The following is a 26484-nucleotide window of genomic DNA, read 5'->3' as shown; positions in this document are numbered from 1 at the left end:
TGAATCATCATACGTTCTGCAGGATTGGGTGATTAGACGCTTAATCACGCATGTACTTAGAAGGCTGGTTTCTTAATGGTTCGCCATCGTCTATCGGCGGTAACGCAGCGCCTCAAGTACCAGCATAAAGGCCGGGGAATGCTGGCGACGGCTGGGATAGTAAAGATGGTAAGCGGGGCGGGGCGGGCACCAGTCAGCCAGCACCTGAACCAGATGGCCGTCATTCAGCATGGGCTCCACCTCGTTTAACGGTAAATAGGCCAGTCCCAACCCGTCGAGTGCCGCCTGACGCATCATACGCAGAGTGTTAAACGTGGCCCGACCTTCCACGCGCACGCTGATTTCGTTGCCATGCTGATAAAATTGCCAGGAATAGACGCCGCCGTGCGTTGGCAGTCGCAAACGAATGCAGCTGTGCGCGCTCAGATCATGAGGCGTTAGCGGCCGGTTTTTATCAGTAAAGTAGGCAGGCGCGCCGACAACTGCAAAGTGCGAATCCGCCGCCAGCGGCATCGATATCATGTCTTTATCAACCTGTTCACCCAGCCTGACGCCCGCATCAAAACGCTCGGCCACAATATCTTTTCGCCCGTAATCGCTGAGGATTTCAATGTTGATATCGGGATAGTTGCGCAGCAGCGGTGCCAGCTTTGGCCAGAGCAGCGTTTCAGCCGCGTGTTCAACCGCAGTAATACGCACCAGGCCCGCCGGTTTATCGCGCAGGCCGCTAATGGCGGCGATTTCCTGTTCGATGCCATCAAAATGCGGGCCAATGCGCATCAGCAGCCGCTCTCCGGCTTCGGTTACCGCGACGCTGCGCGTGGTACGTGTCAGCAGCCGCAGCCCCAGGTGCGCCTCCAGCGTACGAACGGTATAGCTCAGCGCGGACTGTGATACCCCAAGCTGTGCCGCCGCTTTGGTAAAGCTTTGTTCGCGCGCCACGGCAATAAACGCCTGATAATCGCTGATATTCTTGCGACGCATGTCAGATCCCTCTCGATTTACTGCGACTAAAGATAGTACTTGAACATTTCATGTCAGCAAGCTGATTGCTTTCAAAATAAAAATGATGGCCAGGAGAGGTTGCTGCTGCTTTCGCTGTTTTATCAGGCGGTACGCCCTATCAGGCCAACGGGTTGAGCTGCATGTTTCATCATGCTCATCACTTATTTTTTCTGAAGATTTGAGAACGGTCTCAAAGCGTGAGGTGATTTTTATTCTTATGATTTATCTCTATTTCGATGTAATAGACAACCCTTTTATTTTGACGTGGTGCCGTTAAGGTTTTACTGAAAAAATAAAATTTAACTTAATGTGGCTATCACTAATTTTAATTTTAGTGACGCTGATTACTCTATGTTTTTCTAATGCTTCTGGCATGTCATAAATATTGAGATAAAATATGAAATACAGTACGCATCAAATATTCCTTCACTGGCTGTCAGCCGTAATTATTATTTGGGCTACGGTGAGTGGTTTTTATGTGGCGATGTTCCAGCCATCTCCCGAGACAAAGCAGTGGGTCTCTTTTTTTAATGTGTCGTTAACCACAGTCTTCATTCCATTTTTTATTGCAAGGATTGGGTATGCCTTTGCTCATGGCAAACCTGAAGACACGACATTGACAGCCAGGCAGGAGAAAATGGCGCACCTCGGCCATCTGGCGCTGTATGCCAATATTTGTGTGGTATTGATCACCGGCGTGCTGATGATGGATAAAAACATTAACGTGTTTAACCTGTTTTTTATTCCTCATCCCCTTGAAGACGTGCAGTTGTTGGCGTTTTTTAAACGCGTGCATGTATTTTTTTGTCTGTCTTTATCTTTACTGGTTACAGGCCATGTTTTGGCAATAGTTAAACACAGACTTGCAGGACATAATGTATTAAAAAGAATGCTGACATGAAATTAACCTTTCGGAGTGTAGCAGAGTGGTGATGGCTGAAAAATCTCTGAAGGCTATCAGTGTCGCGCGCGGATGAATCTTGAAAAAAGTGATTTCTTTATTTTTCTCTGATCGGTGAGTGCCAGCAATACATTAATGCGTCTTTAATCGTCCCAATTAAAAGTGCATCTGCGCCAGGAGATATAGCCGATTTCCGACTCTGCGCACCCTGGCAACGTTGGTGCAGTCGTCTTGCGGCAGACTGGCCCGTTTACATCGAAAAAGTGCCTTGGGCTGTCTCACCGCTATACCATGCATTGCTTATCATGGGCTGCCATCATCTGATTGATGGCGGCAGATAGCTCTCGCAGCGCCGTGAATGCTGCTAAGGTTAGCCTGACATTCGTGACGACGCGATGAACCTAAGTTTGCCTACCTCAGGTTGGACGCAGCCACTTTCGTCCAACCCCTGGCGCCAAAAAAGGACGCAGTATGAAAAATGCACTGATTGTGATCGACATACAGAATGACTATTTTCCTGGCGGCGCATTCCCGCTTGAGGGCGCTGAAGCCGCCTGTGAAGCAGCAGTAGAAGCGATTGCCCGTGCCCGCGAAAACGGCTGGCTAGTGGTCGGCGTTCAGCACATTGCCACCGCCGATGCGCCGTTTTTCCGTCCCGACACCGAGGGCGCTGCGTTTCACCCGCATATCGCCGCCGCGCTGGAAAATGCACCCGTTGTGGTCAAAGCCCAGGCGGACAGCTTCTTTGAGACCAACCTCGAATCACTGCTGAGCGAGCATGGCATCACGGAGATCTATCTGATCGGTATGATGACCCAGCATTGTGTCACCCATACCGCGCTGTCGCCGCAAAATCCTGGCATGAAAGTACACATTATTGCCGCAGGCTGCGCGGCACCGACCCACGCGCTGAGCGATCTTGCGCTCTCCGGCCTTGGCGCTCGCTGCACCATCGAATAACATCGTCATGTGGGCAGGATGTCTACCGGGATCCTGCCTCCTCTTATCCGTTTATTTTCAACCGTTTTGCCTCTTCTGTCTCCATCTTCACGTCCGCCTAACTTCATTGTCTGACAGGGTAAATCAGAGTTGACCCGATTTCATCGATCATTGTCCTTTGAGCCTGTCACCACTTTCTCGTTCCTGTCGTAAAGTCAGTCATCGCACGGCGACGGCGGCCTTATGCGCTGCGCTGAACCTGAAAATGAACATGTTAGAAGGAGCACCTGATGAAACTGACTCAAATTCGTAATGCCACACTGTTACTGGAATACGCAGGCAAAAAATTTCTTATCGACCCAATGCTGGCTGACAAAGAGGCCTGGGACGGCTTTGCCGGTAATGCGCGTCCGCACTTGCGTAACCCGATGGTTGATTTGCCGGTGAGCGTGGAAAGCCTGCTGGCGGTTGATGCCGTGATTCTGACCCACACACATACCGATCACTGGGACGAGGCGGCGCAACAGGCGATTCCAAAAGAGATGCTGATCTATACGCAAGACAGCAACGATGCGGCGCTGGTGCGTTCCCAGGGCTTTCAGCATGTTCGTGTCTTGCAGGAAGAAAACGCCTTTGTTGATGGCCTGACCATTTTCAAAACCGACGGGCAGCACGGCAGCAATGCACTTTATGCCGATCCGGTGTTGGCCGAGCTGCTCGGTGACGCCTGTGGCCTGGTGTTTACTCATCCGCATGAAAAAACGCTCTATATCGCCGGTGATACCGTTTGGGTGAAACCTTATGTCAGAAGCCTGCAGCGCTTTCGTCCTGATGTGGTTGTGCTCAACACCGGTAACGCTACAAACGATCTCTACGGCCCGATTATCATGAGCAAAGAAGACACGCTGCGCACGCTGCAGCTGTTGCCTGAGACCACGGTGGTGGCTTCGCACATGGAATCGATCAACCATTGTCTGCTCACTCGCGCCGAACTGCGTGAGTACACGCGTGAAAAGGGCATCGCGGACAAGGTGCTTATTCCGGCAGATGGTGAAACAATGGTGTTTTAAGCCGCTGCGGCGAAGACCAGAACGCGGCGTCCGACAGGGCGCCGCGTACCGCGAATGAGGAGGAGAAATCGATGTCAGCATTGACGGTTGCCGTGGTGATCACGCCGGGATTCAGCCCGTTTCATTTTTCGGTGCCCTGCATCCTGTTTGGCAACGCGATGCCGGATCCGCAGCTGTTCAACGTGGAAATCTGCGCGGAACAGGCGGGCACGGTGCTATCAGATATTGGCCTGTCGATGAACGTGGAGCACGGTCTTGAACGGCTCGCGGTTGCTGACATTGTTATCGTGCCTTTCTGGCACAATCCTGACGAGCGGCCCGCCCAAGCACTGCTGGATGCGCTGACCCACGCCTGGCAACGCGGTGCGGAGGTGGTGGGTTTATGCCTCGGCACCTACGTGCTGGCGTACGCGGGCCTGCTCGATCATCATCGTGCCGCCACGCACTGGGAATATGAACGTGACTTTAGCGCGCGGTTTCCTGCCGTTCATCTCGACAGTAACTCCCTCTACACCTGCGACGAGCGCCTGATCACCTCCGCTGGTACCGCAGCCGGCATCGACTGCTGCCTGAACATCATTCGCCAGCATTACGGTGCGGCGGTAGCTAATCGGGTGGCGCGCAGAATGGTGGTTCCGCCTTATCGCGAAGGTGGGCAGGCGCAGTTTATTGAGCGTCCGCTGCCGGAGAATACCCGCGATGCCAAAATCAATGCGCTGATGGATTATCTGCGGCGCAATCTTGACCAGCCCCACGATCTCGATTCGCTGGCGCGCTTCGTCAACATGAGCCGCCGGACGCTAACGCGGCATTTTCTCAAGGCCACCGGCACCTCGCTGGGTGAATGGCTGAATGCCGAGCGGTTGCAGCGCAGTCAGGAGCTGCTGGAAACCACCGATAACAGCATTGAAAGCGTGGCAGCAATGGCAGGGTTCCAGTCGCCGATCTCATTTCGTCAGAGTTTTAAAGCCCGCTTTGGCGTCAGTCCCAGCGAATGGCGCCGCACGTTTCGCGGGCCTGCGCAGGTGGCGCTGGAGCACGCCTGACACCTTTTCGAGGCAGAGTCGTGCCTGAATCGTCAACATGGCTGCCACCGCGTTTTCAGCGCAGACAAGCAGCGTAAGGCTTGGGTTTCGGGGATGATTTTCGGCGGGCGAATGCAAACGGATGAAGGGCCAGCGTTTGTGGCCCTTCAGTAACCATTACTTGCCTTGATTCTGCTGTTGCTGCTTATCGGCTTCTTTCTGCTTTTTGTTCGCCATGTGATGACCGACGACACAGCCTGCCGCCGCGCCAGCGACGCCATGATGTGCCATGTGGCCGCCAACACCGCCGACCGCGGCGCCTTTAAGACAGCCTTTCGCCTGTACCTGAACCGATGCCGACATCAGCAACGCCAGCGTGGCCACTAACAATGAAATCTTACGCATGTAACAAGTATCCTTAAAAGAGAGTAAACAGCGCTATGCCTGACAAACTGGTCAGAACTGCGGGCAAAAGTCTGCCAGACACAGCGCTGTGTATAATTAACGGGTCGAATCAGGTTATGTATAGCCGATGCCTGAAGGTTGCGCCGGAGCTTAAAGAAACAGGGTGTGTCCGCTGAAACAGATAGTGTCAGCGCCGATGATGTCGAAAACCTGTGGCAGGGCCAGGGAAAAACAGCGGCGAGCAGAAGAAAGATGCCCGCTGCGCTCTGCGCAGCCTGACGGCACGCGGCCCGGCGAGCATTGGCTGCGTTGCAGATAACATCAGACGGAACGAAAAGAGCGCCCTCAGGCGCCCGCAACTCGCTAAAAACTATACGCTTGCGCAGTTGAAAGTGTAACAAACGCAGCCGACAGCGTGGCGTTATGGTGCGCCACGATCGCGTCAGCGGAGAGCGCGGCGGTATCCATGGTGGTATGCGCATCCGCAATTAACGTAACTTTCCAGCCACCATCGGCCGCCGCACGGCAGGTGCTGTCGATGCAGAACTCGGTTTTCATTCCCACCACCACCAGTTCGTCGATTGCACGCTGGCGCAAAAGCGGGGCCAGTTCGGTTTCATGAAAACAGTTTGGCCGGGTCTTGCTGAACAGGATGTCGCGTTCGGATTGAACATCCAGCTGAGGGATTAGCTGGGTTAGCGGGCCGTCCGGCGCCAGGGGCGAGCCCTGCGGTCCGGTGTGGCGCACGGCGAGGATCGGCGCGCCCGCGCATCGGGCATTGGCGATCAGCTGGTTGATGTTTGCCAGCACGCGGTCGCCGGCAAAGGGCGGCACGGCGCCGTGAAAAAGCCCGACCTGCATATCAATAATCAACAGGGCCTTGCGGCAGGATGGTTGTGGCATTGTCACTCTCCATTGGTGTCATGCACAACGGATCGCGATCGCCCCGTCGTTACATGACGGGGTTAAGAAGGATAGGTTAACTGACCATTGCACCCACGCTCACGCCGCCGCCAAATGCGGTGGTGCGGGTTGTGGTGGTGATACGTCCAGCGGCGATAAACATAGCGGCTCGCTATCCTGCAATGATAAGAAAGCTAACGTATCACACAATTTTCTGTCGGCCGTAGCAAATTCTCTGCTGATCGCCTGCGCGATGAAAAGCGGCATGAGACGGCCTTATTTTTCTGCTAACTGGAGTGCGTTATGGCTACCCTTGAAAGAAAAAACTATCCGGCGCTCGGCAATGTCAGCGCGCCCTATGTTCATGCGGTAAAACACGGCGATACGCTGTATGTTTCCGGGCTGACTGCGTTTGGTAGCGCAGCACAAGGTGCCGGAATGGCTGCGCAGGCAGAGGAGATTTTTCGGCAGATGACGATCGTCGCGCAAGCAGAAGGTACGGATGTCGCCTCGCTGATTAAGGTGACGATTTTTATCACCACATTTGCGGAGATTGCGGCGCTGCGCGAGGTCCTGTTTCGCCATTACGGCGATCACCTGCCCGCCAGCTCACTGGTCGAAGTGAGCCGTCTGTTTTCACCCGATTTGCAGGTTGAGATTGAGGGGATATTTGCACTCTGACGCATTGCCCGCAGGCACGTGCGTCAGCGTGCCAACCTTTTAGCGATATAACGGCAGCAGGTTAGCTTTACCCAATGTCCACGCCGCGATGTTGATCACGCCAAAGGCGATAACGGCGATCACCATCAGCTTCTGTGGTAACGGCATCGGCCGATCCGCGGCGAACCGCTGCCTGGCCTTTACCGCTAACAGGGCCGGTACAATCACCGCCCAGATAGTGGCCAACAAACCGGCGTAACCGATGGCGGTGACAAAGCCATTCGGCATCCAGATCGAGGCCAGCAGCGGCGGCAGAAAGGTCAGCGCGCCAATTTTCAGCCGCTTACGCAACGCGTCGCGCTCTCCTGACCAGTCGGCGATAAAATCGAACAGGCCAGAGGTCACGCCGAGAAACGAGCAGAGCACGGCGAAATGGGAAAACACCGTCATCAGCAGCGTCAGGTAGCCTGTCTGAAGATGGCTGTGCAGCGCTTCCAGCAGCGCTTCAATATCACCGCCCCGCGTGATGATGGCCGGAAATTCGCTGCGGGGGATATTGCCCATGGTGGCGGTCAGCCAGAACAGGTAAATCACCAGCGCCAGAAAAGTCCCGATCTTCAGCGCTTTTCTGACCCGCTGCTGTTCGCCGCCATAGTAGCGATCGAGGCCGGAGATATTACCGTGATAGCCAAACGACGCCAGGCAAAATGGCACCACACCCGCGATATAAGGCCAGTACATGCCCGCGCTTTCCTGACTGTCTAACAGCACGGGAAGTTTTACCTGCATCAGCAAGCCGCCAAACAGCGCTACCAGCAGCACAATCTTGGCTATCAGGCAGACCGTCATCAGTCGGCTTACCTCTTTTGTGCCGAGGCAGACCACCGCCGCGACACAGCCGGTCAGCAGAATCTTCGTTTCAACCAGCGTGACCGGCAGTCCCGCCGCGGTGATGGAGTGCTGGTAAACCGGGCCGCTGGCCGAAATATAGGCGTAGGTCAGAATGCCAAGCACAAATAAAATGCTGACTGAATTGATGATCTCCCAGCCGCGACCCAACAGATCGCGGGTTAAGGTGCTATATCCGGCGCCAGCCTGATAATGCCGGGCGGCGTGCAAAAACAGTAATCCTGACATCAGCATGCTCGCCCAACTGCCGATCAGGATCAGTACTGACCAGCCAAACCACGCGCCCGCCATCACCACCGGTAACGTAAACATACCGGCACCGACTACCGTACCGCATATCACCATAGCACCCCACCATACGGATGGTCGGTGCTGCGAAATGGCCAACTCTGTCATTGATTTTTCCTGGTAAACGGGGCGTCCGGCATCCGTATCTGCATGCCGCTGCCTTTGTATTGCGCATTATCCTGCGATCATGACCAGAAAAGCCAGAAATAGGAAGGATGGCAGGATGTTACACCAACAAAACGCCTAAAGTCCGTGCATCATTGCCATTAACTGATGAAAAATGGCATGGCAGCGTGCTGTCTTGTGCTGATACCCGCAGCATACTCTGCAAGCCCGCACACAGTTTCACCCTGGTTCAGGATACCCGCGATGGTATGCTGCAGGCGCGCTGCATAAATAAATATACGTGTAACCGTTGCTGAATATAAAAACAGTATTGGCTCAGATCCAAAGCGCTTTATTTGCAGCGAACAGCAGTTAATTACCTGAACGGGCGCTGCCATCACAGAACGCAATAAGGTAAAAAATGAAATATAAAATTGATTAATTTATTGATGATGCTTATCACCAGTGAAACAGTAACAACAGAATTTCATTTAATTATAAATTATTGAATTTTAAGTGATTGATTCTTGTATTCATAATTTAACTCACCTTGCTTACAAAAAATTACATTTAAAGTATTTATTTTGCTTATCAGAAATTGAATGCTGAAACCCTATTCAGGTTAACCGACATTTTCTTTTGCTTCAGGAGAAAATAATTATGATCAGAAATTTCTTATTGCGGGCGCTGTTTGCGCTTCTGGCTGGTGGGCTATTAGCGCTGGTCGCAGGAAAAGTGATTGATTATTTTCATCTGCCCCTGTCTTTCGATGCGATCGTTATTGGCATTGCGATGTTTGTGGTGATTATCGATCGGATTTTTATATCCCGTATCTTATTACGTCAGAGCAAGCAGTAATTAACGGAGAGAGAAAAATGAGAGAACTTACAGTAACAGAACTGATGTCAGTGGCTGGTGGTAACGCCAATTCTGGTTATGAAGGCGGCTGTGCGGCGGCAGTTACGGATGGCGCGACCAGCGGTGCGGTAGCGGGTGCGGTAGGCGGTATGGTCGCCGGTGCGCTGGGCACCGCAGCATCCGGGCCGGGTTCACTGGCGGGTGCGGCAGTCTCCGGCGCCGTCGCTGGCATTGGGGGCGCAGCAGCAGGCGGGGTAAGAGCCTACACCACTTCACCAGCCTGTAATGACAACGGTGGCAATAATGGTGGCGGATCGCTGGGCGGCGATGCCAGCAACAACAGTGTTAATGGCCAGTGCCATTGGTAAGCCTGTAAACCGGGAAAGGGTGGCCTGACCCGGTTTTATCATGCACGTCCCTTCACAAACAGAATATTTCGCCATGATGTACAGAAAGGAAGCGATTGCATCAAGAAACCAGCACTGGTCAGGTAAAGCCATACTGTTAGCGGAGGTACGGCCTTATCGCGTAGTGCTATTTACCGTGATTTTTTTTGGTCTGTTCTTCGCCTTTATTATTTTCGGTAGCTATACCCGCCGGATCAATGTCTCAGGTGAAATTATCTCTTCACCCCGCGCTATTACGGTGTTTTCCGGGCAACAAGGTTTTGTGGTTAGTCAGAAAGTGCATCCAGGACAGGCGGTAAAACGTGGCCAGCCGATCTATCAGATTGACGTCAGCCGCACCACGACGTCAGGCGTGGTCAGTAACAAACGCCGCATCAATATCCAAAAGCAAATAGCGGCGATCGATCAAATGGCGAATAAAATTCGCCAAAATAAACAAACCACACTCGACACGATCAACCGTGAAAAAGCCAGCTACGAAGCGGCGCTGCAACACTCATCTGATGTGCTGGACACAGCGCAACAGGGACTGCGTATGATGAAAAAAAACATGGAAAACTATCGCAGCTACCAGAGGAAAGGATTGATTAACAACGATCAGTTAGTTAATCAGTCAACTATCTACTATCAACAACAGAACGATCTGCTGGGGCTGCGCAGCCAGAATGAACAGAATGCTCTGCAAATTTTGGCGTTACAAAGCCGTCTACAAACTCAGGCTGTGGATTTTGATAACCAGCTTTCCCAACTCGATATGCAGAAAAGTGGGCTGGCTGATGAGTTAACGGATGCCGATGCTAACAGCGATCTCATTATCACTTCACCGGTTGATGGCTGGATCGACACGCTTAGCGTTTCGCCTGGTCAAATGGTGAGCAACGGCGATAGTTTGCTGCAAATCATTCCCGGTGAAAGCCACCACTTTGAACTCATTTTATGGGTGCCTGACTCTTCTGTTCCTTACCTCAGCGTCAATCAGTCAATCAACATTCGTTATGACGCTTTTCCTGCGGAAAAATTTGGTCAGTTTCCCGGAAAGATCGTGGCTATTGCCCGTACTCCTGCTTCCCCGCAGGAGATGGCAACCTATCCCGGAGCGCCGCTTAAATCAGCGGATAAACCGCAAACCTGGTACAAAGTGGTGGTCGCACCGGGCAATCAGCATTTTCATTACAAAGGGCGGCAAATACAGCCAGAAAACGGCATGAAAGCCACCAGCACGCTGTATTTAGAAGAGCGAAAACTCTATCAGTGGATACTTTCTCCACTCTACGATATTCGTAACAGCGCAGGAGGGCTGGTGGATGAAAAGTGAAGCTGCAGTGTGGTTAAAGGAGCGCATTCATTTTGGCCCGCAACGTCGTATCCCTGTCCAGCTGCAAACAGAGGCTGCTGAGTGTGGGCTTGCCTGCCTGATGATGATCGCCGCCAATTATGGCAAACATACCGATCTGCTCACTTTGCGTCAGAAGGCGGGATTATCCTCACGGGGTAGCACGCTCAGCGCGCTGATAACGCTTGCTGAAGGAATGGGAATGGCAAGCCGGGCTTTATCTCTGGATATTGAACATCTCCACCAGGTACGTAAACCCTGCATTCTGCACTGGGATTTCAATCATTTTGTGGTACTGGTCAGCGCACGAGCCGATCGCTATGTTATCCACGATCCCGCTGCTGGCCGCAGAATCATCGATCAAAAAACGCTGTCGACACATTTTACCGGCGTAGCACTGGAACTCTGGCCGGGTACAGAATTTACACCGGAAAAGCGCGTCAACAAGCTCAGGCTTGGCACGTTATTGCACAACATTACCGGCTTTAAAAGTGCGATGTTAACGCTCTTCTGCGTATCGATGATTATTGAGTTTATTAGCCTGTTAATGCCCGTAGGCACCCAGCTGGTCATGGATAATGCGGTGCCTGCTGCAGATAAGAGCTTATTAACGCTGGTCTGCATGAGTTTGATGATTCTTATTTTATTGCAGGCCGGCATCAGTGTTTTCCGTGCCTGGACATCGATGGTAATGAGCACCTATATCGATATTCAGTGGAAAGAGGGTTTATTCAGGCATTTACTGCGACTGCCATTACCGTGGTTTGAAAAACGCAGAATGGGCGATATTCAGTCACGCTTTGTTTCACTGGATACGCTGCGTACGACTTTTACTCAAAGCCTTACCGGTGCGCTGATAGACAGCATTATCGCAGCAGGCGCTTTTATTCTGTTGCTGCTTTATGGCGGGTTACTGACGTGGGTGGTTGTCGCCTTCACGCTGTTATTCGTGGTGTTGAGGGTCGCTACCTATAATCGCTATCGTCACTCATCTGAAGAGTTACTGATCAAAAATGCCCGTGCCGCTTCCTCCTTTACTGAAACGCTTTATGCCGTGGCGACGATTCGGGCACAGGGGCTGGCTGAGCAGCGGAGACAAAACTGGCTGAGCATGATTTCTGATGCCACCAATGCGTCGGTCAGCCTGATGCGTTTTGATATGCTGTTTCGTATTATCAGCACTTTTGTTGGCGCCTGTGACAGCGTCATTATTTTATGGCTTGGCATCTCAGCAGTGATCGACCATACGCTCACCCTCGGGGCTTTCGTGGCGTTCAGCGCGTTTCGCTCGATGTTTTCCGATCGTATCCTGTCGTTAACCGGTTTGCTTTTACAGCTGAAAATGCTGTCGCTACACAACGAGCGCATTGCCGATATTGCGTTATCGACGCCTGAAGAAGATAAACCGACGCTGGCACTTTTTCAGCCTGGCGAGGCGCTATCGTTAACGGCGGAGCGCATCACGTTTCGCTATGACAGCCATTCTGCGCCGGTATTCAGCGATCTCTCTGTCACCATAGAAGCAGGTGAGAGCGTGGCGATTACCGGGCCTTCCGGCACCGGCAAAACCACGCTGATGAAAGTGCTGTGCGGTCTGGCCTCAGCCGATGAAGGACATATTGCTGTTAATGGCCGCGATATCAGTGCGATCGGGCTTAACAACTATCGCCATGCGATCGCCTGCATACTTCAGGACGATCGCCTGTTAGCCGGTTCACTGCGGGACAACATTACCGGCTTTAGTCGGGAAATCGATGAAGCGCATATGGAAGCCTGCGCAAAACTCAGCCACATCCATGACGATATTATGGCCTTGCCGATGGGTTACGAGACGTTGACCGGAGAGTTAGGCGAGGGTTTGTCTGGCGGACAGCGGCAACGGCTTTTTATCGCTCGTGCTCTCTATCGGCGGCCCGGCATTCTGTTCATGGATGAAGCCACCAGCCATCTTGATGAACATAACGAAGCGTTAATCAATGCTGCCATTCGTCAGCTCAATATGACACGGATTATTATTGCTCATCGCCCCTCAACCATCGCATCGGCAGATCGCATTATTAATCTGCCGCTATGATGCTGAGAGCAGCGCGATATCCACATCGGGGAAATCATGAAAAAGCTCGCTATGGCCGCTCTGTTATTAATGCCCACATGGGCAATGGCCAATACCTTTTCGATCACTAATAATGGTAAAGCTGAGGATGTGGCAACGATAAAGATTTCATTTTCAGGGCTGATCAGCGGCAATAAATCGGCCGCGTTGCAATCGGTGCTTGATGAGATTAACCAGCGTTATGTGAACAGCAAAAAAATTTATCTCTACCTGAACAGCGATGGCGGCAATTTAGATAGCGCGCTCGCCATGTATTATGCCCTTCGTAGCACAAACAAGCAGGTTGTTACCGTAAATCAGTCGATGGTTGCGTCGGCCGCTACCCTGCCTTATTGCGCGGGACAGGAGCGTATCGTGCTGAAAGAAGCAAATTTCATTATTCATCCGGCACAAATGGACAGCATCGCCGATAAAAATATTACCCCGGCGAAACTCGCCACGGCCCAGAACTATATTGGCATGTACAACCGCATGTTCAGGAATATCTATCAACACTGTACGGACTTCAGCGCAGGGGAGATGGATAAGGCGCTGGGCAGCGATGATAACCGTCTTTACCTCACCTCAGAGGCGGCGCTGCAACACAAGCTTGCCACTGGCATCGACGATAAAATGGTCGCCGCGCCCGTCTCCTATTTTATTACTGATTAGCATTCCGGTTATGCTGGCTGACTGCCGCTGGCAGTGGCATCACACACTCTTTTTCTGGCTGCCAGCACCGGCTGGCGCGTTTCGCCCCGGCGGATAGCGACGTAAACGTCAATATGCAGCTGCTGCGCGTCGGCGGAGCGGAGCGGGCGGTAACAGAGCCCATCCTGCGTAAAGATGCACTTTGACTGCGGCATCAGGGCAAACCCTTTGCCTCTGGCAATGTGCGTCAGCATTACCAGCGAATCATCCGGCTCTTTGACACGTTTAATTGCCGTTTCTAGCCGGGAAAAATGCTTTTCACACTTATCATAAAACGCCGGATTCGCGCTTCTGGCGAACCAGAACAGCGGCAGATCGCTGACCGATTCCAGCGACACGTTCTCCTCTGCGCTGGCGGGATGAGCGGCGGGCAGAGCCAGCAGCAGCGGTTCGCGGCAGAGCCAGCAATAGTCGATGTTTTCCGCCTGCGCTGCGCCTTGTTCACCGCTAATAACCAGATCCAGCGTGTTTTTGGTCAGGCACTGCAACAGTTGCGCCGAGGTCAGATTGGGCGTTTCAATATCCTCGCCGACCTTGAGATGTGCGAGTGACTGCTTCAGCGACGCGATTCTGTCAAAATTCAACGTGCGAGTCAGCCCGATGCGCACGCGCGCATCAGCGGGTGAGGGCTCAACCTTTAGTCCGGCAAGTGACAGCAAAATCTCTTCCGCGCGCGGAACCAGCGATCGCCCGGCTTCCGTCAGGCTCACCTCATGGGTGCTGCGTAAAAAAAGTGGCTGGTTCAACAGCGCTTCCAGGCTTTTGATCTGACGCGTTAACGGCGGCTGCGTCATGCTGAGCCGTTCTGCGGCGCGGCGAAAATTAAGCTCATGCGCCACTGCCAGAAAACATTGCAGCTGTTTTACGCTGGGCAGCATGGTGCCGATCAGGTGCGTTGCCGGGGTCATAGAATCCTTCCTGCCAGTCAAAAAGGTATTTTACCTGTTTACCCTTTGTCGATATAGCGGGCGGCCGCCCGCGGCAATAACTGGTGCGCGGGTGCCTGGCCAGATAACAGAAAAAAAGACCGGCCTGAGCCGGTCCTGAAGGGGTTTGATTGATCTCTCCGTCTGCGTCTTAACGCACCAGATGCAGGAAGTGAAGGTGTTTTTCATACTGGTCAAGAATATCGTTGATGATCTGTTCCTGAGGCCAGCTCATCACGTCATAATCCTGGCCGCCTTCCTTCAAATGCACTTCGGCGCGGTAGTAGCGGTTCTCCTCTTTTTTCTCATCGCCTAAGGCGGCAAGGGCAAAAGTAGGCTGAATATAGGAGCGCAGGCGAACCTCATAAACAAAGTTCAGCTCATTGCCTAAATCCACTTCAAAACGCACGCGATCGTCCGCACTGTCGTCGATGTGCGAGACGGTGCCTTGCTTCAGCAGCTCGCCGCTAACCATATGCATCGCGGGCTGAATCACCTCATCCATAAAGCGCTTCACGTTTGAGCGTTTCGGGAAGTAGGCGATGTTACGCAAGCGACGCTGCCAGGAGATGGGATTGCGCGAGGCTGGCGTGGCGATGGTGGTGATCTGCTTGCTTTCCCGCTTGTAATAGTCGATACGCAGCGCTTTAAACAGCCCGTATATCGAGGCGAGCAGAATAACCGCAAAGGGCAATGCACTGGCAATAGTCACCGTTTGCAAAGCTTTCATGCCGCCCGCCAGCAGCAGCACAATGGCCACCACGCCCATCATCGATGCCCAGAAAATGCGCTGCCACACCGGCGTATTGTCGGTGCCGCCGGAAGCCAGCGTATCCACTACCATCGCCCCGGAGTCCGCGGAGGTGACGAAGAACACCACCACCATGGCCATCGCAATAAACGACAGCACCGAGCTGAACGGGAAGTGCTCAAGGAAATTAAACAGTGCCAGCGTCTGATCTGACTGCACGGTTTCTGCCAAATCGCGCGCGCCCTGGCTCATGATCAGCCAGATGGCGCTGTTGCCGAAAAAGGTCATCCACAGCAGGGTAAAGCCCGCTGGCACGAACAGCACGCCGGTGACAAATTCACGGATGGTACGGCCACGCGATACGCGGGCGATAAACATGCCGACAAACGGCGACCACGCCAGCCACCATCCCCAGTAGAACAGCGTCCAGCCGCCCAGCCACTTGCTCGATTTCGGCTCATAGGCATAGAGGTTGAACGTTTTGTTCACAATCTCAGAGAGATAGCCGCCGGTGTTTTCCACAAAAGATTTCAGCAGCAGCACCGTTGGGCCCATCGCACCGACCAGAACCAGCAGCAGCACCGCCAGCGTCAGGTTAATTTCAGACAGAATACGAATGCCTTTATCCAGCCCGGAAACCACCGACAAGGTGGCAAGGCCGGTGATGACTACAATCAGGATCACCTGCACGGTTTCGTTTACCGGCAAGCCAAACAGATGGTTCAGTCCGGCATTCACCTGCAATACGCCATAGCCCAGCGACGTGGCGACACCCAGCACGGTGCCGATAACTGCAAACACATCCACCGCATGGCCGATCGGACCATAAATTTTATCGCCGATAATCGGATAAAGCGCCGAACGCAGTGTCAACGGCAGGCCGTGACGATAGCTGAAGAACGCCAGAATCAGCGCCACGATGGCGTAGATTGACCACGCATGCAGACCCCAGTGGAAAAAGGTGATGCGCAGCGCCTCTTTGGCAGCCTGCACGCTTTCCGGCGTGCCTGACGGCGGAGCCATGTAGTGCATCACCGGCTCGGCGACGCCAAAGAACATCAGGCCGATGCCCATGCCCGCTGAGAACAGCATGGCAAACCATGAGACGTAGCTGAAATCGGGTTCGGAGTGATCGGGCCCGAGTTTGATATCTCCAAAACGCGACATGCCAAGATAGGCGACGCTCATCAGGATAAGGGCAACGGTCAGTATGTAAAACCAGCTGGCATTGGCGAAAATACCGCTTTGCAACGCGCTCAGCTGCCGGTCGGCAAGCTCAGGAAAAACCGCGGCGAAGGCGACAATAATAAAGATCAATATGGCGGAGCTGTAAAACACCGGGGGATTGATTTTGCTTCGGGGTGAGCGCTCCGTTGTTTGTGGTTGGGACATAAAACCTCGTTGATACGTTTCTGAATGTAACGGCCATTATGGCAGACGAGACGAAAATGTCAGGAAATTGCTAGCGTTAAGCTAAATTAATTTATTCGTTAAAAATAATATTGTTACAGATGCGGCTCAACACAGCGCTGTTCTACGCTTGCTTAAGCGACTGCTGAACCTGCGTCGGAATGCCTGCAAAGTCAGACGGTTGAGGACGTCTTAGTCACGGCGACTAATCTGTTTTACGCTCGCGTTATTCACGCTACGTGCGGGCCGGTAACCCCCCTGTTAAAAGGCTGATTAAGGAAGAGAACATGACCTCAAAATGGCATTGGTTGCTGCAACAAATGACCCGCAAGCTCTGGTTTCGCACCTCGCTGTTTGCCATTCTGGCGGTGCTCACGGCGCTGGCGGCGGTAGTACTGAAAGCGTTTATTCCGCCTTCGGTTGCCGGTTTGATCGGCACCGATGCGGTCGATAAAATCCTCGGTATTCTGGCTTCCAGCATGCTGGCGGTCACCACCTTTTCACTCAATATTATGGTGACGGCCTACAATGCGGCCAGCAGCAGCGTTACGCCGCGAGCCACCCGATTGCTGGTGGAAGACAGCACCACGCAGAATGTATTGGCAACGTTTATCGGCTCTTTTCTCTACAGTTTGGTGGGCATCATTGCGTTGAGCATGGGTGCGTACGGCAGAGAAGGGCGGGCGGTGCTGTTTTTTGTCACGCTTTTGGTTATCGTGCTGATTATTATCACGCTGTTGCGCTGGATCCAGCATCTGGCACAGTTTGGTCAACTGGGCGAAACCACGCAGCGCGTTGAAGATGCGACCCACAACACGCTGTGTGCACGGATGGATAATCCTTTGCTCGGCGCTAATGAATGGCAGGCACAGCCGATCTCCACCAGCAACGCCACGGCGGTATCTGCTCAAGAGGTGGGTTATGTGCAGCATATTGATATGCAGGCGCTGGCGGCGTATGCCGATGCGCACGCGCTGTCGATTTTCATTGCCCGCCAGCCGGGTGAATTTGTTTACCCGGCGCAACCGTTGCTCTGGCTGTCTCCCGCCCAGCGAGACTTCCATGCTGAGGCGCTGATTGCGGCGTTTACCCTTCAACCCCAGCGCTCGTTTGAGCAGGATCCGCGTTTTGGTTTCTGTGTGCTGTCTGAAATTGCTTCACGCGCGCTTTCTCCAGCGGTTAACGACCCTGGTACCGCCATCGACGTCATTGGCCGTGGTGTTCGGCTGCTCTCCTGCTGGCCGCGCCAGATTGCCCACGCGACGGTAAGCTATCCGCGTCTCTTCATAAAACCCATCCAGGCCAGCGACCTGTTTGATGATTTCTTTATGCCGATCGCGCGTGACGGCGCAGCAATCATCGAAGTGCAGATTGCGTTGCACAAGGCGCTCACCGCGCTGGCGATGTTTAATCCCCTGGCGTTCAGCACCTGCGCCCGCGAACATGCTGCGCAGGCAGTGGCGCGCGCTGAGCAGGCGCTGCAATCGGAGCATGACAAAGCCCGGCTGCGAAAGTGTGTCGCCGCGGAGTAATCCTGCTTCGTGAGAATGAAAGCCGCAGGCAGAAAGCGGCAATCACCTGCCTGGTCATAGCAGTCAGATACAGCTTTCTGCGCGCAATTTTGCTGCCCTCAGCTACGTTGGCGCACTAAAGACGATAAATTTGAGCAGGCGTATTGGAAAATGAATTGATTTATCTGGAGCATTAACTCAGGATTGTCCTTTGTCCCGGGACGCAGGACAGTGGCGCTGGAGTGATAATGAAAGGTCAAGATATTTTATTGCTTTTGAAGTTAATCTCGCTACAAAAGCAAGAGCAGTTATCAACTGAAGCAGCAATGATGTCATTGGCTGAGCGGTGGCAGGACTGGGAAACAACTGAAGAAGAAACGTTGCAGCAAAAGGGGCTTATTGAACCTGGCGGAATAAAAGCCTGGCGTGAAAGCCTGTACACCGTCAGAAGCCTGGAAAACAGCACCGGAATCGGTAAAACACAAATAGGGGATTCCTTACGCCGTTGTATTGATATTGGCTTAGCGAAGAAAGACAGAAAATACGGCGTACCTCGCGCGAACAGAAAGTCGCTGCTGGAATTTTTTATTTATGGCTTAAAGTATGTATTTCCAGCACGAATGGCCGAAATGACCCGTGGAATAGCAACGTCATTCTCAGCGCCGGTATTAAGTACCACACTTTACAGTGCGGGCGATTTGATTCCTGTGTGGCCGGACGAAAGGGCAAAAAGTAAAGGGCTAAAGGTTCAGCCGGTGTTTCATACGGTGCCTTTCGCGGTAAAAAAAGATAAGGACCTCTATGCCATGCTTGCTCTGACGGATGCCCTACGATTAGGCAACCCACGTGAAGCAGGCGTTGCTGCGGACATGTTAGGAAATATATTCAGGGAAGGAACATAATGGAAGCTGCGATGCAACACAGCATGCTGATTGAAGTCGCACGGGCACTGGGGCCTGACTTGCTAAAGCAAATGACTTTTGTGGGCGGATGCACAACAGGACTTTTACTGACTGATGAGGTCACACGCGAACAGGTCAGACATACCGATGACGTTGACTTAATTGTTCATGTCATCAGTTATGCCGGTTATTCCGCGCTGCAGGAAGAGTTACAACGTCGTGGTTTTAAAATAGAAGCCCCATCAGACGATGACGACATTCCTATTTGTGCCATGAAGCTGAATGAATTACGGGTCGATATCATGCCCGATGATGAATCAATATTAGGGTTCAGTAACCAGTGGTACAAAGCGGCGATGGAAAATGCTTTGCCTTTTGTTCTCCATGAAGAGATTGCAATACGTCTGGTCTCACCCGTTTACTTTATTGCCACAAAGCTTGAAGCATGGTTAGGGAGAGGAAAGGGTGATGCACTCACCAGTCGCGACATTGAGGATATTATCAATTTGATTGATGGGCGTGAAGAGTTACTTGATGAAGTGATAATTGCCCCTGCGTCGGTAAAAAATTATATCGGTAAACAGCTTAAGGTTCTCCTTGAAGATATTAACTTCGAATACGCCGTGAGCAGTCAGTGTTGGAATAGTCCCCATCGTGAGCAGGTCATTTTTGAAAGGATCGAAGAAATGGTTCAAGGGATATTGGACTGATGAACATTATCTGGACAAGTATTCAGGGGCTCAGCGCAATGCAAATAATGATTATGTGGCGGTAAAAGCAGATGAAGAACAATTAATCGCGGTGATTGTCGACGCGGCGGAAAGAGGCGGAAATGCACAACGTTTTGCGGAACACTGGTCAACACTATTGTTAACGACGTATACGCAACCCACCAGATTGCCACTCAATATTCTTTTGCGTGAGTTACATAAAACGCTGGTGCCAGAATTCCTGCATGAACGGGCAAGTTACAGTCTGGTCGACATTGATTTACGCAATAACAGCGGTGAGATAATCTATGTGGGCGATTGTCTTTTGGCTGTGGTAACCGGCTCTCAAACATACCGGGTTAGCCGACCCCATGTTATTAATCATACTTTTACCAGCCTTGGTGACAGTTATGCGCATATTCTTACCCGGGTGCTGAAAGCAAATCGATTTATGCCGCCTGAGCGTATAGGCTTTACCTGGCAGCAGGGTGACAAGCTACTGTTGAGTACGGATGGCTACTGGCAATGGCAAGCAGATGGGCAGACTCAGTGTAGTGACGATGCTAGTGCGCTGCACATTATTCCTGATGGATCAGGCTGCCATTTTACGGCTGAAACTGAAGATACAAACTTTCGGGTTTATATATAGAAAGCAGTTAATCATTATTCTGACAATGACGTCTCATGCCTGCGAAAAAAAGTAGCCGGTCGAATCACTCTCATTGCGCCTTAATACGCTCAGTACAGAATTGGCAACAATAATCTGTTCCGGCGAGCTTATTGCAGAAGAATTAAAGATGTACTGATTTATACCCTGACGTTCCGATGGGCATGATGATTTTTTTAGCCAATGATAATAGTTTTATCAAACCACGGAAATAACCCTTTTCTGTAACCGTTCATTCTGAAACGCTTTTCAGGCCACACGCCATGCCGCTTCGCTCGCAATATTCCTGCTGTTGTACTTAACTCAAATTGATGTTTGATCATCGTTTCAAGTCTGCAACAGGAGGTTCCTTTGGCCGATAAAATCCATGCTGAAGACCATACCGATGAGCTGGTGTTACGTCGCTGGATCACGGTGGGGTTGCCCGCTACCGATCTGTTTGCGCTGTGGCTGGATCCTGATACCTTGCCGCGCATCATGAGCCACTTTGCCAAAATCACGCCGGTGAATGCCAGCGATGCGCTATGGCAGGTTGATGGGCCGTTAGGCAAACACTATTCCTGGGAAACGCGCATTGTCGAGGCGCAGCCGGGTGAAGTGATCGCCTGGCGTTCCCTTGAGGGCGGCGACATTCCCAATGAAGGCGAACTGCGGCTTCGGCCAGCGCCGGGCGAATGGGGCACCGAGCTGGCGTTGACGCTGCGCTTTACTCCACCAGGCGGCATGCTGGGTAAGAAAGTCACTACGACTTTTGACCTGCTGCCAAAAGAAGTCGTCAGCAAAGCGCTGCACCGTTTCAAAAGCCTTGCTGAAACGGGTGAAATTCCCACCCTTGATGGTCAGCCCGCTGGCCGCCACGCCGAACGTCAGGATAAGGAGAAATAGATGCGCGCACTCTGCTGGAATGGCGTAAACGATTTACGCGTCGAAACCGTGGCCGATCCGGGCCTGATCAATCCACACGATGCGATTATTCGCGTGCGGCTGACCACCACCTGCGGCTCCGATCTGCATGTGATCGACGGCCTTATCCCCAGCATGCGGGAAGGCGATATTCTCGGTCACGAATTTATGGGCGAAGTGGTTGAGGTTGGCAGCGCGGTAAAAAATATTCGCCGTGGCGATCGGGTGGTCGTGCCGTCGTTTATCTCCTGCGGTTCATGTTGGTATTGTCAGCATCAGCTGCCATCGTGCTGCGATAATACCAATCCACAGTGGGAAAAAGGGGAAACGGTGCTCGGTCATGCCACGGGCGGCATCTACGCCTACAGCCATGCGTTTGGTGGCTATGCCGGTTCCCATGCGGAATATGTCCGGGTGCCTTTTGCCGATAATGACTGCTTTGTGGTGCCGGACGGCGTTAGCGATGAGCAGGCGCTGTTTCTGTCGGACGCAGCACCGACCGGTTATATGGGTGCTGATTTTTGCAACATTCATCCGGGCGATACCGTGGCCGTATGGGGTTGCGGCGGCGTCGGGCTAATGGCGCAACAGAGCGCATGGTTGATGGGCGCGCATCAGGTGATTGGCATCGATCGTTACCCCGAGCGCCTGGCAATGGCGCGTGATCATGCTGGCAGCATCACGCTGGATTACAGCAAAGTGGATGTGACCGAAGCGCTGCTGGAGTTAACCGGCGGACGAGGGCCGGACAGCTGCATTGATGCGGTGGGCATGGAGGCACGGGGCGAAGGGCTGAGCCATGTCTATGACAAAACCAAACAGCTGCTGCATCTGCAAACCGACGTCGGCACCGCATTGCGTGAGGCGCTCTATGCCTGCCGCAAAGGGGGAAATATCTCGATTCTCGGCGTGTATGGCGTGATGGATAAATTCCCGCTCGGCCTGATGATCAACAAAAGCCTGACTATTCGTACCGCGCAGCAGCATGGGCAGCGCTATATGCATCGCTTGCTGGATCACGTGGCTAAAAATGAGCTGAGCCCAGCGTTTATGGCGACTCACCGCTTTACGCTGGAAGAGTCGCCCCGTGGTTACGAAATGTTTAAACACAAAGAAGAGGGGTGCCTGCGCGCCGTCTTCGCGCCCTGAGCAGCGGCGCCGTTACAAACGACGGCGCAAACTGCGTAATCCCAGCCAGGCAACGGCGGCAACGCTAAGGATCGCCAGGCCGGGATTATTCATGTTGAGATGCAAGGCACGGTCTTCGGCCTGATTGTCAAAACGACCGTGGCTGCGATGCAATCCTTCCACCGGCTGATGCAGGTTATCCGGGCGATCGGCGGCTTCCGGCTGGTCGGTGATTTGTCCTTCCCAGCCCTGTTTCGCCATCATGCGGTCAAGCAGGCCGGGAAACAGCATGGTGCCGACAATCGATTGCAGGGTGGAACGGCCCAGCCACACTTCGCGCGGTGCCCGACGTGCGGCACTGAGAATGGCGCGTGCGGCCACTTCCGGCTGATAAATCGGCGCGACCGGCTGCACGTTGTTGCCCATCTTGTTGCGCGACCAGTCGAACTGCGGTGTATTGACGCCCGGCAGATGCACCATGGTCAGACGAATCGAACTTTTGTTGTGGATCAGCTCGCTGCGCAGAGAATCGGTAAAGCCGCGAATCGCGGCTTTAGCGGCGCAGTAGGCGGCCTGTAAAGGCACCGAACGATAAGCCAGCGCAGAGCCGACCTGCACGATAGTGCCGCGGTCGCGTTCGGCCATGAGCGTCAGCGCGGTGCGCGTACCGTGGACGCAACCCAGATAAGTCACGTCAGTGACGCGCTGAAACTCTTCATCGGTGATGTCAGTGACCGGTGCCAGCACGGTCAGCGTTGCCGCATTAACCCAAATGCTGATCGGCCCCAGCTCAGACTCAATTTTGCGTCCGGCCGCCAGCAATGCCGCGCCGTCTGAGACATCCACTGCGGCACCGCTGGCGCGAGCGCCCAGCAGCCGGAGTTCTTCAATGGTGCTGTTCACACCCTGTTCGCTGCGGCCAATTACCGCTACCGCATAGCCCGCCTCGGCAAACGCCTGCGCGCTGGCGCGGCCAACGCCTGCCGTACCGCCGGTAATCACCACCACTTTTTCTGGAAACATAATCGGTCCTTGTTAATGGCCAGCGTGCAGCCGGATGATCGAAGAAATCGTGCGTTTTGCTTATCTGATTATGGCAGGTGGCTGAATAATGACGGGTTTAGTCGGGAGTTTTTTGTACGGACAGGCAAAGCGCTGTTTTTTTCAGCGATTTGCAGTCTGCCACTCTGCGCGGCTGAGCTGATAACAGAGGCTTGGCGGCCCGCTATCCACATCCTGAAGCGTGAAGACGTAGCGCAACCCGCTGTTGAGCAGCACCTTTTGCGAGGCGAGATGGGCTGGGCGGACCTTTGCGGAGATTGTCGCTAAGCCGATTTCCATGAAGCCATAACGCACGGCGGCGATAGCAAACTCGGTTGCCAACCCTTTTCCCCAGGCAAGGGTCGCGAAGCGGTAGCCAAGGTTATTAACCGACACGCCGTCATAGTCCGCAATGCTGATGCCGCCAAAGCCGAGCACGTTTTCTGCGTCGTCACGCTGCGCGATGGCCCACATGCCAAAGCCGTGCTGCTGCCAGTGGGTGAGCCACCTGTGCAGCAGCGTGCGTGCGCGATCGATATCCGGGCAGGGCCCGGCGGGATTAAACTGGTTGGTTGCCGGATCGCCGTAAATGGCGAACAGGCGCGGCGCATCGGCGGCAGTCACCGCCCGGCAGCAGAGCCGTTCGGTCAGCATGCGATTCTTATCCGTTGTCCAGGTCACACCGTGCGGGAAGCGTCTTCGGCGCGGTAAAGAATCGCTGCAATCTCCTGCGCGGTGTCAGCTAACAGCTCAGCGTTGCGGTAGCTTTCTTTAACCTTGCCTTCTTCATCCCATGCGCTTTTCGGGCGCTCGATAAACTGGCCCAGCGGCGTAAAATCAGCATCCAGCACCACGGCAAAAGGAATGCTGATTTTCTCCAGCTTGAAATGCGCCATGAACGCCTCGCCCGCCTGTTCACGCGTGACAATGCCCAGCCCGACGTGCGGTGCCAGCTGCGTGACGCGACGAATCGCAGGCAGGTTTTTATGGCAGTCCGGGCACCACATTTCAGCCACCACCAGAATATTGCAGGCGGTTTGCAGCGTGGGCAGGCGTGCCAGCTCGCCCTCATTGCGGATCGCTTTGGCCAGCTTTTCGCACTGTTTCAGCGCCTCAATGTCCTTTTCTTCAGCCTGAGCGGTGAAGTCGTGATAGGTCGACGCAGCGGCAAAAAGCGTTTTGAAATATTGCATGGTTTCTCTTCTCTGTCAGTGAGCAGCGGGAACGATCGTCCCCTGGCAACAGTGTAAACATTCCTGCTGTGCATCGCCATGTCGGGACGCCGGCGGCAGTCAGGAACAGGAGAACGCCTGTATGATAGCGGCTGGAATCAACCACCTGGAGAAGAGAATGATGGAAGGCTCATGCCTGTGCGGTCTGGTCGCGTTTGCCGTGAAGAGGAGACCAACGACATTTTACCGTTGTCACTGCTCGTTGTGCCGCAAGCAGAGCGGCGTGGGATTTAACCTGGCAACACTGATGGATGCCGAGGCGTTCAGCTGGTTGCAAGGCGAAGAGGCGATCGTCAGCTGGACCAAAAGCACCGGCTATCGCAACGACTTTTGCAGCCGCTGCGGCTCCACCGTGCCGAATCCGCTGCGCGGTCAGCCTTATGTGTGGATCCCGATTGGCCTGCTGGACGTTGACGACGAGATGACCTGCGTGGGCGACTTCTGCATTAACGATGCCCGCCGCTGGGACAGGGTACGTTCTGACAACAACAGCGGCGACGCGGTAGATTCTGTGGCGTCGCTGGTGAAGCGTCTCAACCAGTAGCAGCCTTACAGCAGATGGCGCAACAACGCCGTCGATGCCACGCTGATCACCACCACCGGCAGCAGGGAGAACCGCATCGCGGCCAGCAGTGAAATCGCCAGCGCCAGCAGGTCGGCAGGGTTGCCGGTGACAAAATGCGGCGCGATCACCGTAATCAGCACGCAGCCGGGCGCGGCGTCCATCACCGCGCGGGTACGTGGGCCAAGGTGACGATTGCGCAGCAGAAGATAACCGGCCACGCGGGTAAAGTAAGTGCTCAGCGCCATCAGCACAATGGTGGCCGCGGTCAGCATGCTCATGCTTTGCCCGCCATCAGTAAAATCGCCAGGATGCCGCTGACTGCGCCGATCGGCACATACACCGCGCCCGGTAAAAAGTGATACGCGGTGGCGGCGCTCACCAGGCTCACCAGCCAGGGAAAGGCCATCTTCACGCCTTTCCACATGCCTCGCAGCAGCACAAAGAACACCGCCGGAAAGGCCATATCAAAGCCCCAGCGCGTGATGTCGCCTAGCGCTGGCCCAATCACTACGCCCGCGGCGGTAGAGAAAACCCACATCAACCACAGCGCGCTGACCAGCCCGACATAAAAGCCCATGCTGAAGGCAGGCGGCAACCCCTGCTGTTGTCGACGGGCGGCGTCGGCCATGCTCATCGCCCAACTTTCGTCGCACATAAAGAACAGCGCGGGCAGCACGTTGCGCATCGGCAGGTGGCTGAGCCACGGCGAAAGCGAGGCGCCCATCACCATATGACGGCTGTTAACCAGCAGGCTGACCAGCACAATGGTGAGCAGATGCGGCGGTGAACTCCACAGCGCAATGGCAGCAAACTCCGATCCGCCGGCAAAATTCAGGCCGGTAAGCAGCGCGAGACTGGCCGGTGAAAAGCCTTTTTGCGCCGCCTGCGCGCCAAGTAAGAGTCCAAACGGCAGCACGCCGATCAGCACCGGCAAGGCGGCGGTGATACCGCGGGAGATTTCCTGGCGAAAGGATGATGGATCTGAAACGCTGGAAGAGTGAACCGACATAAACAGCCTCCTTTAAGGCTGAATATTATAGAGGTTTCTTATGACAAGCGGTTGCATTCATACAATATTCTTATGATTTGCTGCCATGAAGCAGCAGCCGTTAGTCACCTTGCGTGCC

The 26484-nt window shown here is 53.7% G+C and carries 28 protein-coding genes; 17 read left to right on the top strand and 11 right to left on the bottom strand.

From position 1 onward, the window contains the following. Window positions 1–90 precede the first annotated feature (90 nt). Window positions 91–984 carry a LysR family transcriptional regulator gene (locus EM595_RS18055; RefSeq protein WP_067436058.1) on the bottom strand — a complete coding sequence of 298 codons (894 nt, stop codon included), beginning with the start codon at window positions 982–984 and terminating at the stop codon, window positions 91–93. 418 nt (window positions 985–1402) lie between these two features. On the opposite strand from EM595_RS18055, the gene EM595_RS18050 reads away from it, so the two are divergent. The 4 genes from EM595_RS18050 (at window position 1403) to EM595_RS18035 (ending at window position 4961) form a co-directional block, all read left to right on the top strand. Further along, on the top strand, window positions 1403–1906 hold the full coding sequence (locus tag EM595_RS18050) for a cytochrome b (RefSeq protein ID WP_067436055.1): 504 nt from the start codon (window positions 1403–1405) through the stop codon (window positions 1904–1906). Between the two features lie 471 nt (window positions 1907–2377). Then, window positions 2378–2866: an isochorismatase family protein gene (locus EM595_RS18045; RefSeq protein WP_067436052.1), complete on the top strand. Its 489-nt coding sequence runs from the start codon at window positions 2378–2380 to the stop codon at window positions 2864–2866. A 269-nt stretch (window positions 2867–3135) separates the two neighbouring features. Then, complete coding sequence (locus tag EM595_RS18040) at window positions 3136–3915, top strand: MBL fold metallo-hydrolase (RefSeq protein WP_067436049.1); 780 nt, start codon at window positions 3136–3138, stop codon at window positions 3913–3915. Window positions 3916–3986: 71 nt separating this feature from the next. After that, a complete protein-coding gene (locus EM595_RS18035; RefSeq protein ID WP_067436046.1) occupies window positions 3987–4961 on the top strand; it encodes a GlxA family transcriptional regulator in 975 nt (324 codons plus the stop codon). 156 nt (window positions 4962–5117) lie between these two features. Here EM595_RS18035 and EM595_RS18030 read toward each other — a convergent pair whose 3' ends face one another. Both EM595_RS18030 and EM595_RS18025 read right to left on the bottom strand, forming a co-directional pair. Next, entirely contained in the window at window positions 5118–5345 is a 228-nt protein-coding gene (locus EM595_RS18030) for a hypothetical protein (RefSeq protein WP_067436043.1), read from the bottom strand. Between the two features lie 363 nt (window positions 5346–5708). Further along, window positions 5709–6248: a cysteine hydrolase family protein gene (locus EM595_RS18025; protein WP_067436040.1), complete on the bottom strand. Its 540-nt coding sequence runs from the start codon at window positions 6246–6248 to the stop codon at window positions 5709–5711. A gap of 303 nt (window positions 6249–6551) precedes the next feature. Here EM595_RS18025 and EM595_RS18020 point away from each other — a divergent pair, with 303 nt between their 5' ends. Continuing rightward, window positions 6552–6929 carry a RidA family protein gene (locus EM595_RS18020; RefSeq protein ID WP_067436037.1) on the top strand — a complete coding sequence of 126 codons (378 nt, stop codon included), beginning with the start codon at window positions 6552–6554 and terminating at the stop codon, window positions 6927–6929. A 39-nt stretch (window positions 6930–6968) separates the two neighbouring features. Here EM595_RS18020 and EM595_RS18015 read toward each other — a convergent pair whose 3' ends face one another. Further along, window positions 6969–8213, bottom strand: a complete 1245-nt coding sequence (locus EM595_RS18015) for an aromatic amino acid transporter (protein WP_067436034.1) — start codon at window positions 8211–8213, stop codon at window positions 6969–6971. 657 nt (window positions 8214–8870) lie between these two features. Between EM595_RS18015 and EM595_RS18005 the strand changes: the two genes are divergently transcribed. From EM595_RS18005 to EM595_RS17985, 5 genes are all read left to right on the top strand, one after another. Beyond that, window positions 8871–9068 carry a hypothetical protein gene (locus EM595_RS18005; RefSeq protein ID WP_067436030.1) on the top strand — a complete coding sequence of 66 codons (198 nt, stop codon included), beginning with the start codon at window positions 8871–8873 and terminating at the stop codon, window positions 9066–9068. 17 nt (window positions 9069–9085) lie between these two features. Continuing rightward, window positions 9086–9436: a hypothetical protein gene (locus tag EM595_RS18000; protein ID WP_071852566.1), complete on the top strand. Its 351-nt coding sequence runs from the start codon at window positions 9086–9088 to the stop codon at window positions 9434–9436. A gap of 73 nt (window positions 9437–9509) precedes the next feature. Then, window positions 9510–10790, top strand: a complete 1281-nt coding sequence (locus tag EM595_RS17995) for an HlyD family secretion protein (RefSeq protein WP_336470222.1) — start codon at window positions 9510–9512, stop codon at window positions 10788–10790. Then, the gene (locus tag EM595_RS17990) at window positions 10780–12882 is read left to right on the top strand and encodes a peptidase domain-containing ABC transporter (RefSeq protein ID WP_067436027.1); all 2103 of its coding nucleotides are present in this window, start codon (window positions 10780–10782) and stop codon (window positions 12880–12882) included. The genes EM595_RS17995 and EM595_RS17990 overlap by 11 nt, the downstream gene beginning before the upstream one ends. Before the next feature lie 51 nt (window positions 12883–12933). Beyond that, entirely contained in the window at window positions 12934–13572 is a 639-nt protein-coding gene (locus tag EM595_RS17985; protein WP_157883934.1) for an ATP-dependent Clp protease proteolytic subunit, read from the top strand. An 8-nt stretch (window positions 13573–13580) separates the two neighbouring features. Here the strand turns inward: EM595_RS17985 and EM595_RS17980 are convergent, their stop codons facing one another. Both EM595_RS17980 and EM595_RS17975 read right to left on the bottom strand, forming a co-directional pair. Further along, window positions 13581–14519 (bottom strand): LysR family transcriptional regulator, encoded by a 939-nt coding sequence (locus EM595_RS17980; RefSeq protein ID WP_067436022.1) that lies wholly within the window; start codon window positions 14517–14519, stop codon window positions 13581–13583. A 169-nt stretch (window positions 14520–14688) separates the two neighbouring features. Further along, the gene (locus tag EM595_RS17975) at window positions 14689–16680 is read right to left on the bottom strand and encodes a BCCT family transporter (protein ID WP_067436019.1); all 1992 of its coding nucleotides are present in this window, start codon (window positions 16678–16680) and stop codon (window positions 14689–14691) included. Between the two features lie 305 nt (window positions 16681–16985). Between EM595_RS17975 and EM595_RS17970 the strand changes: the two genes are divergently transcribed. From EM595_RS17970 to EM595_RS17945, 6 genes are all read left to right on the top strand, one after another. Further along, the gene (locus EM595_RS17970) at window positions 16986–18230 is read left to right on the top strand and encodes a DUF2254 domain-containing protein (protein ID WP_067436016.1); all 1245 of its coding nucleotides are present in this window, start codon (window positions 16986–16988) and stop codon (window positions 18228–18230) included. 227 nt (window positions 18231–18457) lie between these two features. Further along, a complete protein-coding gene (locus tag EM595_RS17965) occupies window positions 18458–19111 on the top strand; it encodes a hypothetical protein (protein WP_067436013.1) in 654 nt (217 codons plus the stop codon). Continuing rightward, window positions 19111–19821: a hypothetical protein gene (locus EM595_RS17960; RefSeq protein WP_067436008.1), complete on the top strand. Its 711-nt coding sequence runs from the start codon at window positions 19111–19113 to the stop codon at window positions 19819–19821. Before EM595_RS17965 ends, EM595_RS17960 begins: the two co-directional genes overlap by 1 nt. After that, window positions 19781–20470 carry a hypothetical protein gene (locus EM595_RS21190; RefSeq protein ID WP_157883933.1) on the top strand — a complete coding sequence of 230 codons (690 nt, stop codon included), beginning with the start codon at window positions 19781–19783 and terminating at the stop codon, window positions 20468–20470. Before EM595_RS17960 ends, EM595_RS21190 begins: the two co-directional genes overlap by 41 nt. A 369-nt stretch (window positions 20471–20839) precedes the next feature. Continuing rightward, window positions 20840–21373: an SRPBCC family protein gene (locus EM595_RS17950; protein WP_067436003.1), complete on the top strand. Its 534-nt coding sequence runs from the start codon at window positions 20840–20842 to the stop codon at window positions 21371–21373. After that, window positions 21374–22540 (top strand): zinc-dependent alcohol dehydrogenase, encoded by a 1167-nt coding sequence (locus tag EM595_RS17945; protein WP_067436000.1) that lies wholly within the window; start codon window positions 21374–21376, stop codon window positions 22538–22540. A gap of 12 nt (window positions 22541–22552) precedes the next feature. Here EM595_RS17945 and EM595_RS17940 read toward each other — a convergent pair whose 3' ends face one another. The 3 genes from EM595_RS17940 to EM595_RS17930 all read right to left on the bottom strand — a co-directional run bounded on the left by EM595_RS17940 (window position 22553) and on the right by EM595_RS17930 (window position 24753). After that, a complete protein-coding gene (locus EM595_RS17940; protein WP_067435998.1) occupies window positions 22553–23542 on the bottom strand; it encodes an SDR family oxidoreductase in 990 nt (329 codons plus the stop codon). A 141-nt stretch (window positions 23543–23683) separates the two neighbouring features. Then, window positions 23684–24214 carry a GNAT family N-acetyltransferase gene (locus EM595_RS17935; protein WP_067435996.1) on the bottom strand — a complete coding sequence of 177 codons (531 nt, stop codon included), beginning with the start codon at window positions 24212–24214 and terminating at the stop codon, window positions 23684–23686. Between the two features lie 23 nt (window positions 24215–24237). Then, complete coding sequence (locus EM595_RS17930; protein WP_067435994.1) at window positions 24238–24753, bottom strand: thioredoxin family protein; 516 nt, start codon at window positions 24751–24753, stop codon at window positions 24238–24240. A 160-nt stretch (window positions 24754–24913) separates the two neighbouring features. On the opposite strand from EM595_RS17930, the gene EM595_RS17925 reads away from it, so the two are divergent. Further along, on the top strand, window positions 24914–25336 hold the full coding sequence (locus EM595_RS17925; RefSeq protein ID WP_067436984.1) for a GFA family protein: 423 nt from the start codon (window positions 24914–24916) through the stop codon (window positions 25334–25336). Between the two features lie 5 nt (window positions 25337–25341). Here EM595_RS17925 and EM595_RS17920 read toward each other — a convergent pair whose 3' ends face one another. Both EM595_RS17920 and EM595_RS17915 read right to left on the bottom strand, forming a co-directional pair. Next, on the bottom strand, window positions 25342–25635 hold the full coding sequence (locus tag EM595_RS17920; RefSeq protein WP_067435991.1) for a branched-chain amino acid transport AzlD family protein: 294 nt from the start codon (window positions 25633–25635) through the stop codon (window positions 25342–25344). Continuing rightward, complete coding sequence (locus EM595_RS17915) at window positions 25632–26366, bottom strand: AzlC family ABC transporter permease (protein WP_067435989.1); 735 nt, start codon at window positions 26364–26366, stop codon at window positions 25632–25634. The genes EM595_RS17920 and EM595_RS17915 overlap by 4 nt, the downstream gene beginning before the upstream one ends. Between the last annotated feature and the right edge of the window lie 118 nt (window positions 26367–26484).

The organism is Duffyella gerundensis, from assembly GCF_001517405.1.
GTDB classification, from domain to species: Bacteria; Pseudomonadota; Gammaproteobacteria; order Enterobacterales; family Enterobacteriaceae; genus Duffyella; species Duffyella gerundensis.
The sequence above is the reverse complement of the archived record's forward strand: the minus strand, read 5'-3'. Positions and strand labels throughout refer to the sequence as shown.

Bases quoted from the DNA above. Each gene is read 5' to 3' on its own strand.
- EM595_RS17965 (WP_067436013.1), top strand. From the start codon at position 18,458: ATGAAAGGTCAAGATATTTTATTGCTTTTGAAGTTAATCTCGCTACAA.
- EM595_RS18030 (WP_067436043.1), bottom strand. From the start codon at position 5,345: ATGCGTAAGATTTCATTGTTAGTGGCCACGCTGGCGTTGCTGATGTCG.
- EM595_RS17960 (WP_067436008.1), top strand. From the start codon at position 19,111: ATGGAAGCTGCGATGCAACACAGCATGCTGATTGAAGTCGCACGGGCA.
- EM595_RS17915 (WP_067435989.1), bottom strand. From the start codon at position 26,366: ATGTCGGTTCACTCTTCCAGCGTTTCAGATCCATCATCCTTTCGCCAG.
- EM595_RS17995 (WP_336470222.1), top strand. From the start codon at position 9,510: ATGATGTACAGAAAGGAAGCGATTGCATCAAGAAACCAGCACTGGTCA.
- EM595_RS18035 (WP_067436046.1), top strand. From the start codon at position 3,987: ATGTCAGCATTGACGGTTGCCGTGGTGATCACGCCGGGATTCAGCCCG.
- EM595_RS17975 (WP_067436019.1), bottom strand. From the start codon at position 16,680: ATGTCCCAACCACAAACAACGGAGCGCTCACCCCGAAGCAAAATCAAT.
- EM595_RS17925 (WP_067436984.1), top strand. From the start codon at position 24,914: ATGGAAGGCTCATGCCTGTGCGGTCTGGTCGCGTTTGCCGTGAAGAGG.
- EM595_RS18000 (WP_071852566.1), top strand. From the start codon at position 9,086: ATGAGAGAACTTACAGTAACAGAACTGATGTCAGTGGCTGGTGGTAAC.
- EM595_RS17935 (WP_067435996.1), bottom strand. From the start codon at position 24,214: ATGCTGACCGAACGGCTCTGCTGCCGGGCGGTGACTGCCGCCGATGCG.
- EM595_RS18055 (WP_067436058.1), bottom strand. From the start codon at position 984: ATGCGTCGCAAGAATATCAGCGATTATCAGGCGTTTATTGCCGTGGCG.
- EM595_RS17920 (WP_067435991.1), bottom strand. From the start codon at position 25,635: ATGAGCATGCTGACCGCGGCCACCATTGTGCTGATGGCGCTGAGCACT.
- EM595_RS18050 (WP_067436055.1), top strand. From the start codon at position 1,403: ATGAAATACAGTACGCATCAAATATTCCTTCACTGGCTGTCAGCCGTA.
- EM595_RS17940 (WP_067435998.1), bottom strand. From the start codon at position 23,542: ATGTTTCCAGAAAAAGTGGTGGTGATTACCGGCGGTACGGCAGGCGTT.
- EM595_RS17980 (WP_067436022.1), bottom strand. From the start codon at position 14,519: ATGACCCCGGCAACGCACCTGATCGGCACCATGCTGCCCAGCGTAAAA.
- EM595_RS18025 (WP_067436040.1), bottom strand. From the start codon at position 6,248: ATGCCACAACCATCCTGCCGCAAGGCCCTGTTGATTATTGATATGCAG.
- EM595_RS18005 (WP_067436030.1), top strand. From the start codon at position 8,871: ATGATCAGAAATTTCTTATTGCGGGCGCTGTTTGCGCTTCTGGCTGGT.
- EM595_RS17945 (WP_067436000.1), top strand. From the start codon at position 21,374: ATGCGCGCACTCTGCTGGAATGGCGTAAACGATTTACGCGTCGAAACC.
- EM595_RS17930 (WP_067435994.1), bottom strand. From the start codon at position 24,753: ATGCAATATTTCAAAACGCTTTTTGCCGCTGCGTCGACCTATCACGAC.
- EM595_RS18040 (WP_067436049.1), top strand. From the start codon at position 3,136: ATGAAACTGACTCAAATTCGTAATGCCACACTGTTACTGGAATACGCA.
- EM595_RS18020 (WP_067436037.1), top strand. From the start codon at position 6,552: ATGGCTACCCTTGAAAGAAAAAACTATCCGGCGCTCGGCAATGTCAGC.
- EM595_RS17985 (WP_157883934.1), top strand. From the start codon at position 12,934: ATGGCCGCTCTGTTATTAATGCCCACATGGGCAATGGCCAATACCTTT.
- EM595_RS18015 (WP_067436034.1), bottom strand. From the start codon at position 8,213: ATGACAGAGTTGGCCATTTCGCAGCACCGACCATCCGTATGGTGGGGT.
- EM595_RS18045 (WP_067436052.1), top strand. From the start codon at position 2,378: ATGAAAAATGCACTGATTGTGATCGACATACAGAATGACTATTTTCCT.
- EM595_RS17970 (WP_067436016.1), top strand. From the start codon at position 16,986: ATGACCTCAAAATGGCATTGGTTGCTGCAACAAATGACCCGCAAGCTC.
- EM595_RS17990 (WP_067436027.1), top strand. From the start codon at position 10,780: ATGAAAAGTGAAGCTGCAGTGTGGTTAAAGGAGCGCATTCATTTTGGC.